Below are 14,832 nucleotides of genomic sequence, written 5' to 3' on the forward strand. Positions count from 1 at the left end.
CTCCGGCTCGCGATTCCGGCCTCGGCTCGCGGGATCCGCCAATTCCGGCGAGCCGAGGCTGTTTTCGCGAGCCGAGCGTCGACGGCTCGGACCTCCGGCTCGCACTCTCGGTCACGGCTCGTGGAATCCGGCTGTTCCGGCGAGCCGGAGCTGGTCCCGCGAGCCGAACCTCGGCCGCCCGATCCTCCGCCGACACCTCCGGCTCGCGATTCCGGCCTCGGCTCGTGGAATCCGCGTGTTCTGGCGAGCCCAGGTTGTTTCCGCGAGCCGAATGCCGGTGACCTGGACCTCCGGCTCGCAGTTCCGGTTACGGCTCGTGGAATACGCCTGTTCTGGTGAGCCGGGGCGGTTTCCGCGAGCCGAACGTCGGTGGCCCGGACCTCCGGCTCGCAGTTCCGGTTACGGCTCGTCGAATCCGCTTGTTCTGGCGAGCCGGGGCGGTTTCCGCGAGCCGAACGTCCGCGGCCCGGACCTCCGGCTCGCACTTTCGGTCACGGCTCGTGAAATCCGGCTGTTCTGGCGAGCCGGGGCGGTTTCCACGAGCCGAACGTCGGTGGCGCGGACCTCCGGCTCGCAGTTTCGGCCCCGGCTCGTGGAATCCAGCCGTTCTGGCGAGCCGGGGCTGTCTCCGCGAGCCGAACCTCGGCCGCCTGTTGCTGCGCCGACACCTCCGGCTCGCTATTCCGGCCTCGGCTCGTGGAATCCGGCTGTTCCTGCGAGCCGAAGTCGGTTCTGCGAGCCGGAGGTGCCCCGAGCGTCGGGTGGTTGACACCGGAGGGTCGGCTGTGGCCATCGTGGAGCACCTCCGCGAAAACGCGCGCGATTCCGCGCCAGAGCGCGCAGCAGGCCCCCGGAGTGTGCATGTCGCCGCCGTCCAGCCCGCGTCCAGCAAGCGTCGGGTGAACGACAGCGTAAAATCACGGGGGCACATGCCGAGATCGACAACTCGATAGGGAGTTCCGTTGGACGGAAACGCAACGACCACGCACCGCAACGTCGCATTGCTGTCCGTCGCAACCACGATGGCCCCCCGGGTGACCACGTCGGAAGAGATCGACGCGCGACTGGCGCCGGCGCTGAAGCGGCTGCGACTCCCCACCGGACTCCTCCAGCGCGTCGCGGGCGTGCAGGAGCGGCGCAACTGGGGCCCCGAGCAGGGCTTCGACGGCGCCGCGATCGAGGCGGGCAAGCGCGCGCTGGCCGAGGCCGGCATCCGGCCCGACCAGATCGGGCTGATCATCAACACCTCGGTCACCCGCAAGCACCTCGAGCCCTCGGTCGCCGTGCGCCTGCACCACGGGCTCGGCCTGCCCTCCTCCGCGATCAACTTCGACATCGCGAACGCCTGCCTCGGCTTCGTCAACGGCATGACGCTCGCCGCCCAGCTGATCGACTCCGGCCAGATCAAGTACGCGATGATCATCGACGGCGAGGACGCCGACGAGATCCAGGTCAACACCATCGAGCGCCTCAGCCGCGAGGGCATCAAGCGCAAGGACTTCATGAGCGAGTTCGCGAGCCTGACCCTCGGGTCCGGCGCCGCGGCCGCGATCCTCGGCCCGGCCGACGAGCACCCCAAGGGCCACCGGATCCTGGGCGGCATCACCCGCGCGGCCACCCAGTTCAACGAGCTCTGCGTCGGCAGCGTCGACGGGATGTTCACCGACGCGAAGGCGCTGCTCAAGGGCGGCATGGAGCTCGTCGTCTCCGCCTGGAAGGAGGCGAAGCGCGACTGGAGCTGGGGCGGGATGGACCGCTACATCATGCATCAGGTGTCGGACGTGCACACCAACGCCTTCGTGAAGGCCGTCGGCATCGACCCCGAGCTGGTCCCCACCACCTACCCGACCCTCGGCAACGTCGGCCCCGCGTCGATCCCGATCACCCTCGCGCAGGAGTCGAAGACCCTCGAGCCGGGCCACCGCGTCCTGCTGCTGGGCGTCGGCTCCGGCATCAACACCGCGATGCTCGAGATCGCCTGGTGAGCGTCGCCGCCGGCCGGCACCCGGCCGCCAGGATCCGCCGCGCACTCGGCTCGACCTCGGCGGCGGAGCTGCCGCCGGCGGGACTGGACGGCCTCGATCCGTCCTGGTCGCGCCTCGTCGACGCGCCCGACGCGCACGGCGTCCCGCGCCGCTGGCACCTGCTCGACACGCACGAGGCGCTGGGGGACGTCGAGCCGCTCGGCACGATCCTCTGCGTGCACGGCAACCCGACCTGGTCCTACCTCTGGCGCGCCCTCGCCGCCGCCACCGTCGCGGCCGCCCGCCGCGGCGAGCCGGCCTGGCGGGTCGTCGCCGTCGATCAGCTCGAGATGGGCTTCTCCGAGCGCACCGGCGAGCTGCACGCCCTCGCCGACCGCGTCCGCGAGCTGTCGAACCTCACCGACGTGCTCGGCCTGAGCGACGTCGTCACCCTCGGCCACGACTGGGGCGGAGTCGTCTCGCTCGGCTGGGCGGTCGACCACCCCGAGCTCCTGCGCGGCACGATGCTGCTCAACACCGCGATCCACCAGGCGGCCGACGCTCCCATCCCCGCGCCGCTGCGGCTCGCGCTCGCCTCCGGCGTCCTCGGCGCCTCGACCGTCGGCACGCCCGCGTTCCTCGAGACGACGCTCGCCCTCGGGCACCCGGCGATCCCGGCCGCGGTCAAGGACGGCTACCGCGCGCCCTACCGCTCGGCGGAGCGACGGGGCGGCGTCGGCGGGTTCGTCGCCGACATCCCGGTCGGCCCCGCGCACCCGAGCCACACCGAGCTGGAGCGGATCGCCGCGGGCGTCCGCGCTCTGGAGACCCCGGCGCTGCTGCTCTGGGGCCCGCTCGACCCGATCTTCTCGGACCGCTACCTCGACGACCTCGTCGACCGCCTCCCGCACGCGCAGGTGCACCGCTTCGAGGGCACCGGCCACCTGCTCGCGGAGGACGTCGACTACTCCGCCGCGGTGCTGACCTGGCTCGGCGACGTCACCGCCGGTGTCCAGGCGCCCGATGTGCAGCGCCCGACCGTGCCGATCGAGCCGTTCTGGCGGCACCTCGACGAGCGCGTCGAGGACGACTCGCTCGCGCTGGTCGAGATGGCTCCGCCCGGGGGAGGCGGCCCGCGCTCGGTGTCCTGGCGGCTGCTCTCGCAGCGGGTCCGCGAGCTGGCCGCGGGGCTCCGCGCCTCGGGCGTCGCTCCGGGCGACCGCGTCTCGCTGCTGGTGCCACCCGGCGCCGACCTCACCGCCCTGCTCTACGCCTGCCTGCGGATCGGGGCCGTCGTGGTCGTCGCCGACGCGGGACTGGGCCTGCGCGGGCTGACCCGCGCGGTCCGCGGCGCCTGGCCGGACCTCGTCGTCGGCGCACTGCCTGGCCTCGCCGTCGCCCGCGCGCTCGGCTGGCCGGGCGGCCGAGTCTCCACGCAGACCCTGCCGCGCGCCTCCGCCCGCGCGCTCGGCGTGGACACCTCGCTCGGGCAGCTGATCGAGCTCGGGCGCGCGGAGCTCGACGCCTCCGCCGACGCGCTCGGCGAGGCGCCCGCGGCCGACGCGACCGCCGCGATCCTCTTCACCTCCGGCTCGACCGGCCCCGCGAAGGGCGTCGTCTACACGCACCGCCAGCTCGCCGGGGTGCGCGACGCCCTGGCCCGGCAGTACGGCATCGGACCGGGGACCGGACTCGTCGCCGGCTTCGCGCCGTTCGCCCTGCTCGGCCCGGCACTCGGCACCCGCTCCGCGACGCCCGACATGGACGTCACCTCGCCGCGGACGCTCACCGCACGCGCCGTGGCCGCGGCGGCGGCGCGCGTCGACGCGACCGTCCTCTTCCTCTCGCCGGCCGCGCTCGCCAACGTGGTCGCCACCGCGGGTGACCTCGACGCCGACGACCACCGCGCGCTCGCCGGCGTCCGCACCTTCCTCTCGGCCGGCGCCCCCGTCGCCGAGGGGCTGCTCGCGCAGGCCCAGGCGCTGATGCCGAACGCCTCGGCCCGCACGCCCTACGGGATGACCGAGGGCCTGCTGCTCACCGACGCGTCGCTCGAGGGCATCCGCGCGGCCGCCGCCGACGACGATCCGCGCGGGGGAGTCTGCGTGGGCGTTCCCGCCGCGGGCGTCCGCCTCCGGATCGCTCCGCTCGACGACGACGGACAGGCCGCTCCCGAGCTGGCCGAGCTCGTCGGGGTGACCGGCGAGATCGTCGTCTCCGCCGGGCACGTCGAGGACCACTACGAGCGGCTCTGGCTGACCGACCGCGCCGCGCGCCGAGGCGCCGTCGCAGGCGAGCGCTGGCACCGCACCGGCGACGTCGGGCGGATCGACGCCGACGGCCGACTCTGGGTCGAGGGCCGGCTGCCGCACGTGATCGTCACCGCCGAGGGCGTCGTCACGCCCGTCGGGCCGGAGCAGCGGATCGAGGCGCGCGTCGCCGCGGTCTCCCGTGCCGCGATCGTCGGCGTCGGGCCCCGCGGAGTCGCGCAGCTGGTCGCCGTCGTCGAGCGGCACGAGGGTGCCCGCCGCACGCAGCTCGCCTCCGAGGAGCTCGCCGCCGAGGTCCGCGCGGCCGTGGGCGCACCGGTCGCGGCCGTGCTCGTCGTGCCGGCGCTGCCGACCGACATCCGGCACAACTCCAAGATCGACCGGGCCGCGCTCGCGCGCTGGGCGGAGTCGATCCTCGCCGGCGGCCGGGTGGTCGCGCCGTGAGGGTCCTCGTCACCGGCGCGAGCGGGCTGCTCGGCGGCGCCGTCGCGGCGCGACTCGTCGCGGAGGGGCACGAGGTCCGCACGTTCCAGCGCCGTCCCTCGGGAGTGAGCGGGGTGGAGGACGTCCGCGGCTCGCTGGCCGACGCGGGCGCCGTCGAGGCCGCGGTCGAGGGCTGCGAGGGAGTCGTGCACCTCGCGGCGAAGGTGTCGCTCGCGGGCGATCCCGCCGACTTCGTCCGGGTGAACGTCGACGGGACCCAGGATCTGCTGGCGGCGGCCGCGCAGGCCGGCGTTCGGAGCTTCGTCCAGGTGTCGTCGCCGTCGGTCGCGCACTCCGGCGCCTCGATCATCGGCGAGGGCGCCGAGCCCGCCGATCCCGAGCGCGCCCGCGGCGACTACGCGCGCACCAAGGCGCGCGCCGAGCTGCTGGCGCTGGCCGCGGATACGCCGGGCTTCGCCGTGGTCGCGGTGCGCCCGCACCTGGTCTGGGGGCCGGGCGACACCCAGCTCGTGGCGCGCATCGTCGAGCGCGCCCGCACCGGCCGGCTGCCGCTGCTCGGCGACGGCCAGGCGCTGATCGACTCCACCTACATCGACAACGCCGCCTCGGCGATCGTCGCCGCGCTCGGCCGGGCGGAGGCGGTGCACGGCCGCGCGTACGTCGTCACCAACGGCGAGCCGCGGCCGGTCGCCGAGCTGCTCGCCGGGATCTGCCGCGCCGCCGGCGTGCAGCCGCCGAGCTGGTCGGTGCCCGCGGGCGTCGCGCGCGCCGCCGGCTCCCTCGTCGAGCGTGTCTGGGCGGTGCGCCCGGGCGAGGACGAGCCGCCGATGACCCGCTTCCTCGCCGAGCAGCTCTCGACCGCGCACTGGTTCGACCAGCGAGCGACCCGCGCCGACCTCCAGTGGACGCCCGCGGTCACCCTCGACGAGGGCCTCGCCCGCCTGGCCGCCTCCTACCGCTGACGCGACGAACGCCCCCCGCGCGAGTGCGCGAGGGGCGTCCGTCGTCAAGCCTGCTGATCGCCGCCCTGCTGATCGAGTAGCCCGCGCAGCGGGCGTATCGAGATCCCCCACCGCTAGAAGTCGAGTCTGCAGACCCGCCCTTCTGACAACGTCGGGTGTCGATACGCCCCTGCGGGGCTACTCGACCACCATGAGGCGGGGCTGCTCGACCAGCATGAGGCAGGGCCGCTCGACCGGCATCCGGCGGCCGAGCCTCGTCAGTCGGCGAGGATCAGGTACAGCGCGCGGCGGGTCTCGTCGAGCTTCGCGGAGGCGGCGGCGCGCTGCGCCTCCGAGGCCCCGCGGAACTGCTGGACGACGCCCATCAGCTTGCCGATGTTCTCGACGAACTCGCGGTCCGCGTCGCTCGCGCCGGGAGTGGCCTCCCAGGCGGCGGCGAGCTCGTCGGCGTGCTCGCGCACGTAGGTGCCGCCCGCGTCGGTGAGCTGGTACTCGGTGCCGCGGCCCTCGCCGACGGCCGTGATGAGGCCCTCGTCGACGAGCTGCTGGAGCGTGGGGTAGACCGAGCCGGGGCTGGGGCGCCACGAGCCGTTGGTCTTCTCGGCGATCGCCTTGATCAGGCCGTAGCCGTTCGAGGACTTCTCGGCGAGGAGGGAGAGCAGGGCGGCGCGGACGTCGCCGCGTCGGGCCCGTCCGCCGCCGCGGCCGAAGCCGGGGCCGCCGAAGCCGGGGCCGAAGCCGCCGAAGCCCGGGCCGAAGCCGAAGCCGGGACCGAAGCCGCGGCCGTGTCCGCCGGGGCCGCGGCGCTCGCGGCGGCCGGGCTGGTCGTGGCCGCCGTGGCCGCCGTGGCCGTGGTCGCCGTGCGAGCGGTCGAAGCGGTCGCTGTGGTCGTGGAAGGAGTTCCTGGTGTTCATGGTGTCTCTTCTCGTGTCAGGGGATTCCTCTCGAAATCCGTCTCGCCCGTCGGAGCGAGTGCTCACGATCTGTCGGCGATTTATTAACGATATATCGGCGACTGTCACTCGTCAAGCACGAGTTTCGAACTACGCTCGAGGGACCCCCACCGGAAGGCCCCTCCGCATGCCGCTGTCCGCCGCCGCCCTCGCCGCGCTCCTCGACGAGTCGCTCCTCACCGGCGCCGTCCTCACCGGCCGCGCGAGCAACCTCGGCAACCTCCGCCGCCTGGCCGCCCGTGAGCCCGCCCACCTCTACGGCGTCGACGTCGCCGAGCACTGGGACGTCGAGAGCCTGCTCGCCCTGATGGGGGAGCGGGTCGGCATCAGCACCGACCCCGCGTTCGAGCACGGCCAGGACCGGATCGACGCCGCCCTCACCGTCGCCGCGCTCGACACCTACCGCGACCGCTTCGCCCGCGCCGTGCGCGAGGGCGCGCTGATCCTGTTCGCCACCGCGCACCCCGCGACCCTGCTGGACGTCTACCGCCGGCTCGCCGCGGCCGCGACGGCGGCGGGCGCCCGCGTGATCGACGTGAACACCCTCCCGTTCGCGCGCCCTGACGGCATCCGGGTCACTCTGGCCGACGAGCACCAGCGGCTCTGGTGCACCGGCGGCGTCACCTGCGCCTACCGCGGCGGCAGCCTGCAGCACACCCACTCGGCCGAGCCGATGAACGCCCTGCTCGACGAGCTCCAGGAGCTCGGCATCCGCCCCGACCTCGTCGTCGCCGACCACGGCTGGGCGGGCGCGGCCGGGCGGCGCGGCCTCCCGACGATCGCGATCGCCGACTGCAACGATCCCGCCGTCTTCGTCGCCGAGGCGCAGGGCTCGATCGAGGTGGTCGTCCCGATCGACGACGGCCTCGCCGTGCACCTCTACGAGCCGGTGATCGCCTACCTCCTGGACGGCCTCGACGCCACCTCCGAGCCCGCTCGGACCTCCGGCTCGTAGACTCGTCCAATGCTCGTCGGGATCCTGTGATCCGGCGAGCCGTGCGCGTTCCCGCGAGCCCGAGGTCAGCCCTCGCCACCACTTCCCAGACGGAGCATCCGTGACCCAGCCCCAGGACGGCCTCCTCCCGCGCTTCGCCGTCGGCGTCGACATCGGCGGCACCTCGATCAAGGCCTCCCTCGTCGACGTGACCACCGGCGAGCGCGCCGCCCGCCGCTTCGCCGTCGCGAACCCCGTCGGCAAGGAGCCCGAGGACTTCGCCGCGGCCATCGCCGGCATCGTCCGCGACGTCTCGCCGATCGCCGGCACGCCCGTCGGCGTCGGCTTCCCCGGCATCGTCCGCGGCGGCGTCGTGCGGCAGACCACCCACGTCTCGCAGCGCTGGGTCGGGATCGACGCGCAGGCCCTGCTGTCCGAGGCGACCGGCGTCGACGTCGTCGTCGTCAACGACGCGGACGCGGCCGGAGTCGCCGAGCGCGAGTTCGGCGCCATGCGCGACCGCGAGGGCCTCTGCCTGCTGACGACGCTCGGCACCGGGATCGGCACCGCGCTCGTCTACGAGGGCGAGGTCATCCCCAACTCCGAGCTCGGCCACGTGCACATCGACGGTCCCGACTTCGAGCCGCGCGTCGGCTTCTCCGCCGTCCGCCGCGAGGGCATCACCCTCGAGGAGTGGGCGGGCCGCCTCAACGTCTACTACCGGCACCTCGAGATGCTGCTCTCGCCGCAGCTCTTCGTGATCGGCGGAGCGGCCGCGCACGTCTTCGACGAGTTCGCCCGCTTCCTCGACCTCGGCACCGAGATCGTCTCCGCCCGCTTCGGCAACGACGCCGGCTTCACCGGCGCGGCCATGGTCGCCGTCTCGCCCGACCGCCTCGCCCCCTGGTACCGCTCCACCCGCGGCGCCCACTTCGACCCGGGCACCCCGGCCATCGCCGACTGACCGCCCCCTGCATGCTGGTCGAGTAGCCGCGCAGCGGCGTATCGAGACCCGCCCACCGAATGACAGTGGATCTACTTGGAAAGGGATGGTGACCTTTCACGCGGTTCTGGGGGTGAGGGTGGTGTCGTAGCCGAGGGCAGCGAGGGTTCGGAGGGCGTTGTCTCGGGTGCGTTCAGGGTGGCGAGGGCGGTAGTAGTCGGATCCGAGTTCGTCGTAGGGAACGCCGTTGCGGAGCATGTTCCAGATGATGGTGAGAAGAGTGTGTTCGATGGCGACCACAGCTTTGAGTCCGCCGGTTCGGTAGCTCACTCGCCGGTATTTCGCGTAGAGGCGTCCGTTCTTGGAGCGGATGATGGTGAAGACGACGATTCCAAGAGCGGCTTTGAGGTAGGCGTCGCCGGGATTGATGTGCGCCGATTTGATGCGGCCTGCTGATTGATGGAGACCTGGTGCGACTCCTGCCCAGGAGGCGAGGTGTCCTGCGGTGGGGAAGACACTCATATCCGCGCCGATCTCGGCGATGATCGTGTCTGCTGCGTTTTCTTTGATGCCCGGGATCGTCATCAGGAGTTCCCGGGTTCCTCGAAAGGGTTCGATCACCCTCTCGATCTGAGAGGTGATCGCTGCGATATCTTCGGTGATCGCGTCGATGCGGCGCAAAGGTGCAATCGCACCATGAAAGCGTGATGATCCCGGAATCTGCCTCGCAGGGATTCGATCAACGCCGGCGTCTTCTTCGCTAAAGATGCGTGCGCGAGCGCGGCCAAGGCCTCCGGGTCCCGTTCCCCGGCGACCAGGGCGTCCAGGATCCGCCGGCCTGTTTGGCTGCCTAGCGTGGAGAGGACGGAGCTGATCTTGATGCCGGAGTCCTCGAGGTTCTTCTCCAGCCGAGCCCACTCGCGGTGCTGCTCCTGCCCGAGGTGGCGGCGGGTGCGGGTCAGATCGCGGAGCTCCCGGATCCGTTCCGGGGGCACGAACGAGCTGCGAAGCATGTTGTGAGCGGCGAGTTCGGCGAGCCATTGCGCGTCCAGGACATCCGTTTTCCGGCCCGGCATGTTCTTCACCTGCCGGGCGTTCACGAGTTCCACGTTCAATGTCTCCGCGAGCGTGAAGAAGAACGGCTTCCAGTAATCACCCGTCGCTTCCATCACGACGACCTCGATTTCGGCCGCTTCCAAGTCCTGCCGCAGTCGCTCTATCTCGGAGACCGTGGACCCATACGTCGTCACGGTCTTCGTGAACTGATTCCGCCGCCCTGCCGGGAGCCGCAGACAGACCTTCGCATCTCTTTTAGAGATATCCAAGCCCGCGGCACGTTCGTAAACGACATCCATGACACCCTCCGATCGACTTCATCGGCGCCGGCCGGCATCGACGAGTGTCGCGGGGAGAGCAGGGATCAGAGTGATGAATCTACTTGTCGGGTTCCACCGGCACGAAAGCCGGATAGGCACCAATCCGCGGTTCCCGCGGACGCCCTCCAGGCCACGCTCGATAACAAGCTCGAAGCATCAAGATCCATCGGCCTCGACCGCGACCCCTCCATCGTCCAACCACAACGAGCCAGCCACAAGATCCTTTCCCCGCCCTGCGCTGGCGCCGAAGGCGCCCCCTCCGCTCGATACGCCCTCTCCGAGGGCTGCTCGATCAGCAGGAGGCGGCGCGCGTCCGCAGCAGCCCGCGGTACAGCGCGTCCAGGCGCGCCGCCGCGGCCGCCCAGGTGTGGGCCGCCGCCCACTCCACGCCGCCGCGGCCGAGACGCGCGCGCTCGGCGTCGTCGGCGAGCAGCCGGCGGATCTCCGCCGCCCACACCGCCGGGTCGCCGGAGTCGATCAGCACGCCGCTCTCGCCGTCGCGCACCGCGTCGACCAGCCCGGTCGTCCGCCGCGCGAGCACCGGCGTCGCACTCGCCGCCGCCTCGAGCGCGATCAGCCCGAACGTCTCCGCCGCCGACGGCACCAGCGCCAGCCGCGCGCCGCGCAGCAGCGCCGCGGCCGTCTCCCGGTCGGCCACGCCCTCGAAGCGCACCCACTCGTCCACGCCGAGCTCCCGCGCCGCCGCGCGCACCTCCTCCAGGTATCCCTCGCGTCCCGGCGCCGGCCCGCCCGCCAGCCGCAGCAGCGGCCGCTCGCCCACCGGGATCCGCGCGAGCGCCTGCACCGCGAGCAGCTGCCCCTTCAGCGGCTGCACCCGCCCGAGCAGCACGATCTCCCGCGCGCGCTCGCCGTCACCCGGCGAGAACCGCGCATCCACCCCCGGCGGCACGACCAGCACGCGTGCGGGATCCACCCCGTAGCCGTCCACGACGTCCGACCGCTCCGACGCCCCCGCGACGACCACAGCGTCGGCCGAGCCCAGCACCGAGCGCTCGGCGCGGATCCGCTCCTCCGGCTCCCGCACGTCGCCCGGCACCAGCCGCACGTTCTTCGCCAGCGAGTTCGAGTGCATCGAGTGCACGTGCGGAGCGCCGGTGAGCGCCCCCGCCAGCCCCGACACCCAGTAGTGCGAGTGCACGACGTCCGCACCCTCGGCCGCCGCCGCGAACGCGGGCGCGGAGGCCGCCAGCGCGTACTTGTCCGCCGCCTCGACCGGCACGCCGACCACCGAGACCCCCGGCGCGAGCCGCCGCACGCCCTCGCCGCGGGTGAGCACGGTGACCTCCCAGCCGAGCGCCGCGAGCTCGGGTAGCACCCCGGCGAGGTACACGTTCATCCCGCCGGCGTCGCCGGTCGAGGGCTGCTCGAGGGGCGAGGTGTGCGCCGAGACGATCGACAGGCGGGGCATCCGTCCATCGTAGGAGCGGGCGCGGAGGGCGCGGATCCCGCCCCGCGGCTCCCGGCGCCTCCGGAATCGGGTTGAATGGACGGATGCGCTCCGGTCGGTGCGCGGAGAGCGTGAGGTCCATGGCCCGCCAGAGTCCCCCCGAAGAGGTGCTGCCCCCCTCGGCCGCGCCCGGGGCCGAGGGCCGCGAACCCTTCAGCGAGCAGGACATCCGGGGACTCGTCGGCACCGCCGCCCTCGAGAAGGGCGTCGCCTACGCCGACGAGGGCCGCGTCGCCGAGCTGCAGTGGTTCGGCGGGCGCACCCGGCTCTTCGGCCAGGTGCGCGGCTCCGGCCGCTCGCCCTACGCCGTGAGCGTGCAGCTGCGCGACGAGGGCGACCACTCAATCCTCCTCGGCGGCGCCTGCAGCTGCCCGGTCAAGCACGAGTGCAAGCACGTCGCCGCGGTGCTGATCGAGGCGCTGCGCCGCGAGCGCGAGGGCGCCCTGAGCGGCCCGTTCCCCGGCGAGGCCGCCGTCGACGCGGTCCCGGAGTGGCGCAGCGCCCTGGCGCCGCTGCTCGCGGGCGCCGAGCGCTCGCACTCCGGCATCCCGCTCGGCCTCCAGTTCGAGCTCCTCCCCGGCGAGCCCGTGCGCCGCCCGCCCGGCCGCTACAACAGCTACCGGCCGCCGCCCGAGCCGCGCCCGCGCCTCGGCGTCCGCCCGGTGCGGATGGGCGACCGCGACCGCTGGGTCCGCACCGGCACCAGCTGGCGCGACCTCGGCTACCTGCACTACAGCCACGACTACGACGAGCGACAGATCGACGTCGTCCGCGAGATGCAGGGCCTGCTCTCCGGGCACAGCGCCTCCAGCTACTACTCGCCCGACACCTGGCTCTACCTCGACCAGTGCCGGAGCGAGGCGATCTGGGCGGCCCTGCACGGCGCCGTCCGCGCCGGCATCGGCCTGGTCATGGGCGACCGCGACCAGACCCCGCTGAAGATCCTGGACACCACCGCCACGGCGTCCATCGACGTCACCCGCACCCCGGCCGGCCTCGAGCTGCGCTCGCTCGTCGCGATCGGCGACCACCCGGCTCCGGAGCACTTCGGCTTCATCGGCGACCCCGCCGTCGGCCTCTACACCTGGGACGAGGGCGACGAGCTGCGCGGCAAGGCCGTCACGCTCGTGCCGTTCGCGGCGCCGCTGGTCTCCTCCGCGCGCACGTTCCTCTGGAGCAACGAGCCGATCCGCATCCCGGAGCAGGAGGAGTCGGCCTTCCTCACCGAGCACTACCAGCGCCTGCACCGCCTCTTCGACATCGTCTCGCGCGACGGCTCCTTCGAGGCGCCGCCCGTCCCCGAGCCGCGGCTCGGCCTCACCCTCGAGCACACCGAGGGCGCGGGCCTGCGCGGCTCCTGGTGGTGGCGCTACGGGATCGAGGGCGGTCGCGGCACCGAGGCCGAGCGTCTCCCGCTGCGGTTGGACGACGAGTCCGGCTACCGCGACGCCGAGGCCGAGCAGCGGATCCTCGACTCGCTCGGCGGCGCCGGCATCGACCCGGAGTCGACCCCCGCCCTGGTCTCGCCGTCGAGCCGCCGCCTCCGCCCCACCTTCGATCTGCGCGGCATGCAGACCGTCGGCTTCCTCACCGGCGAGGTCGAGCGCCTACGCGAGCTCGGCACCGTCGAGATCGAGGAGATCGGCCAGCGCGTCGAGTACCGCGAGGCGGAGACGGCCCCGGTCGTCGCCGTCCAGACGGTCGCCCAGCCGGACAGCCGCGACTGGTTCAACCTCGAGATCTCGGTCACGGTCAACGACGAGGCGGTCCCGCTCGCCGAGATCTTCCTCGCCCTGGCCCGCGGCGACGAGTACATGGTGCTGCCGAGCGGCGTCTACTTCGCGCTGGACGACGAGCGCTTCGGCCGTCTCCGCGAGCTGATCGCCGAGGCGCGCGAGCTCTCCGACGACCCGAGTGAGACGCTCCGGATCAGCCGCTTCCAGTCCTCGCTCTGGGACGAGCTGGTCGAGCTCGGCGTCGTCGAGGCGCAGGCCGCCGCCTGGCGCCGCTCGGTCGAGGGCCTCTCCGGCTTCACCGCGACCGGCGCCCTCGAGTCCCGCGCCCTCCCGGAGGGCTTCGCCGTCGAGCTGCGTCCGTACCAGCAGCTCGGTTACGACTGGCTCTCCTTCCTCTACGACAACCAGCTCGGCGGCGTCCTCGCCGACGACATGGGTCTCGGCAAGACCGTGCAGTCGCTCGCGCTGGTCACCCGGGTGATGCAGGAGCAGCGCGCGGCCGCCGAGAGCGCGGGCACCTCGCCCCGCCCGTTCCTCGTCGTCGCCCCGACGAGCGTCGTGCCCAACTGGGTCGGCGAGGCCAAGCGCTTCGCCCCCGACCTGCGCGTGGTCGGCATCGACGAGACCTCGAAGAAGAAGCGCAAGGCGCTGTCGACGATGATCGGCGAGGCCGAGCTGGTCGTCACCTCCTACGCCCTCTTCCGCCTCGACTACGAGTCCTACGCCGGGATCCAGTGGTCCGGCTTCCTGCTCGACGAGGCGCAGTTCGTCAAGAACCGCCAGTCGGCCACCCACCAGCTCGCCCGGCGCCTCGACGTGCCGTTCAAGCTCGCCATCACGGGCACGCCGATGGAGAACAACGTGATGGAGCTCTGGTCGCTGCTGTCGATCGTCGCTCCGGGCCTCTTCCCCTCGCCGGCCGGCTTCGCCGAGTACTACCAGAAGCCGATCGAGCGCGACGCCGACACCGAGCGCCTCAGCCAGCTGCGCCGCCGCATCCGCCCGCTGATGCTCCGCCGGACCAAGGAGCTCGTCGCGACGGAGCTGCCGCCCAAGCAGGAGCAGACCATCGAGGTCGAGCTCGGCACCCGCCAGCGCAAGGTCTACGACACCTACCTCGCCCGCGAGCGTCAGCGGGTGCTCGGCCTGATCGGCGACTTCGAGAAGAACCGGTTCGCGATCTTCCGCGCCCTCACCGTGCTCCGCCAGGTCGCGCTCGACGCGGCCCTGGTCGACGAGGCGCACGCCACGGTGCCGTCGACCAAGCTCGACCTGCTCGACGAGCTGCTCGCCGACGCGCTCGCCGAGGGGCACCGGGTGCTGGTCTTCAGCCAGTTCACCCGCTTCCTCGCCCGGGTGCGCGGCCGGCTGGACGCGGCCGGCGTCGAGTACGCCTACCTCGACGGCGCGACCAAGAAGCGCGACGAGGTCATCGACCGCTTCCGCTCCGGCGAGGCGGGCGTCTTCCTCATCTCGCTGAAGGCGGGCGGCTTCGGTCTCAACCTCACCGAGGCCGACTACTGCATCCTGCTCGACCCGTGGTGGAACCCGGCGACGGAGTCGCAGGCCGTCGACCGCGCCCACCGCATCGGCCAGACCCGCTCGGTGATGGTCTACCGGCTCGTCGCGAAGGACACCATCGAGGAGAAGGTGATGGCGCTCAAGGAGGCGAAGGCCGCCCTGTTCGCGGCCGTCATGTCCGACGACGGCGCGGCGGCGACCGGCGGCATCACCGCGGAGGACGTCCGGGAGCTGCTGGGCTGAGCGGGCCGGGTCGGCACG

General features: G+C 72.8%; 8 protein-coding genes and 1 pseudogene. 6 read left to right on the forward strand and 3 right to left on the reverse strand.

The genetic code is table 11. The features are described from left to right. Nucleotides 1-962 precede the first annotated feature (962 nt). From EDF35_RS15540 to EDF35_RS15550, 3 genes are read left to right on the forward strand one after another with little or no spacing between them, the layout of a single operon-like run. A complete protein-coding gene (locus EDF35_RS15540) occupies nucleotides 963-1,985 on the forward strand; it encodes a 3-oxoacyl-ACP synthase III (protein ID WP_123446645.1) in 1,023 nt (340 codons plus the stop codon). After that, on the forward strand, nucleotides 1,982-4,678 hold the full coding sequence (locus EDF35_RS15545) for an alpha/beta fold hydrolase (protein ID WP_243840008.1): 2,697 nt from the start codon (nucleotides 1,982-1,984) through the stop codon (nucleotides 4,676-4,678). The genes EDF35_RS15540 and EDF35_RS15545 overlap by 4 nt, the downstream gene beginning before the upstream one ends. After that, complete coding sequence (locus EDF35_RS15550) at nucleotides 4,675-5,640, forward strand: NAD-dependent epimerase/dehydratase family protein (protein WP_133962982.1); 966 nt, start codon at nucleotides 4,675-4,677, stop codon at nucleotides 5,638-5,640. The genes EDF35_RS15545 and EDF35_RS15550 overlap by 4 nt, the downstream gene beginning before the upstream one ends. Before the next feature lie 257 nt (nucleotides 5,641-5,897). Here the strand turns inward: EDF35_RS15550 and EDF35_RS15555 are convergent, their stop codons facing one another. Then, complete coding sequence (locus EDF35_RS15555) at nucleotides 5,898-6,554, reverse strand: PadR family transcriptional regulator (RefSeq protein WP_133962983.1); 657 nt, start codon at nucleotides 6,552-6,554, stop codon at nucleotides 5,898-5,900. 166 nt (nucleotides 6,555-6,720) lie between these two features. Here EDF35_RS15555 and EDF35_RS15560 point away from each other — a divergent pair, with 166 nt between their 5' ends. Together EDF35_RS15560 and EDF35_RS15565 are read left to right on the forward strand one after the other, a co-directional pair. Then, the gene (locus tag EDF35_RS15560) at nucleotides 6,721-7,548 is read left to right on the forward strand and encodes a phosphatase (RefSeq protein ID WP_133962984.1); all 828 of its coding nucleotides are present in this window, start codon (nucleotides 6,721-6,723) and stop codon (nucleotides 7,546-7,548) included. A gap of 100 nt (nucleotides 7,549-7,648) precedes the next feature. After that, complete coding sequence (locus EDF35_RS15565) at nucleotides 7,649-8,491, forward strand: ROK family protein (protein ID WP_133962985.1); 843 nt, start codon at nucleotides 7,649-7,651, stop codon at nucleotides 8,489-8,491. A gap of 96 nt (nucleotides 8,492-8,587) precedes the next feature. On the opposite strand, the pseudogene EDF35_RS15570 reads toward EDF35_RS15565, so the two are convergent. Both EDF35_RS15570 and EDF35_RS15575 read right to left on the reverse strand, forming a co-directional pair. Further along, a pseudogene (locus EDF35_RS15570) lies at nucleotides 8,588-9,825 on the reverse strand (IS110 family transposase). Between the two features lie 313 nt (nucleotides 9,826-10,138). Further along, nucleotides 10,139-11,275 carry a glycosyltransferase gene (locus EDF35_RS15575; RefSeq protein WP_133962986.1) on the reverse strand — a complete coding sequence of 379 codons (1,137 nt, stop codon included), beginning with the start codon at nucleotides 11,273-11,275 and terminating at the stop codon, nucleotides 10,139-10,141. Nucleotides 11,276-11,394: 119 nt separating this feature from the next. Here EDF35_RS15575 and EDF35_RS15580 point away from each other — a divergent pair, with 119 nt between their 5' ends. Next, complete coding sequence (locus EDF35_RS15580; RefSeq protein ID WP_133962987.1) at nucleotides 11,395-14,814, forward strand: DEAD/DEAH box helicase; 3,420 nt, start codon at nucleotides 11,395-11,397, stop codon at nucleotides 14,812-14,814. The last annotated feature ends 18 nt before the right edge of the window (nucleotides 14,815-14,832 follow it).

Source organism: Rathayibacter sp. PhB151 (assembly GCF_004366415.1).
GTDB classification, from domain to species: domain Bacteria; phylum Actinomycetota; class Actinomycetes; order Actinomycetales; family Microbacteriaceae; genus Rathayibacter; species Rathayibacter festucae.

Excerpts from the sequence above, each read along its gene's own strand:
- EDF35_RS15555 (WP_133962983.1), bottom strand. The coding sequence starts at position 6,554 with ATGAACACCAGGAACTCCTTCCACGACCACAGCGACCGCTTCGACCGC.
- EDF35_RS15560 (WP_133962984.1), top strand. The coding sequence starts at position 6,721 with ATGCCGCTGTCCGCCGCCGCCCTCGCCGCGCTCCTCGACGAGTCGCTC.
- EDF35_RS15575 (WP_133962986.1), bottom strand. The coding sequence starts at position 11,275 with ATGCCCCGCCTGTCGATCGTCTCGGCGCACACCTCGCCCCTCGAGCAG.
- EDF35_RS15580 (WP_133962987.1), top strand. The coding sequence starts at position 11,395 with ATGGCCCGCCAGAGTCCCCCCGAAGAGGTGCTGCCCCCCTCGGCCGCG.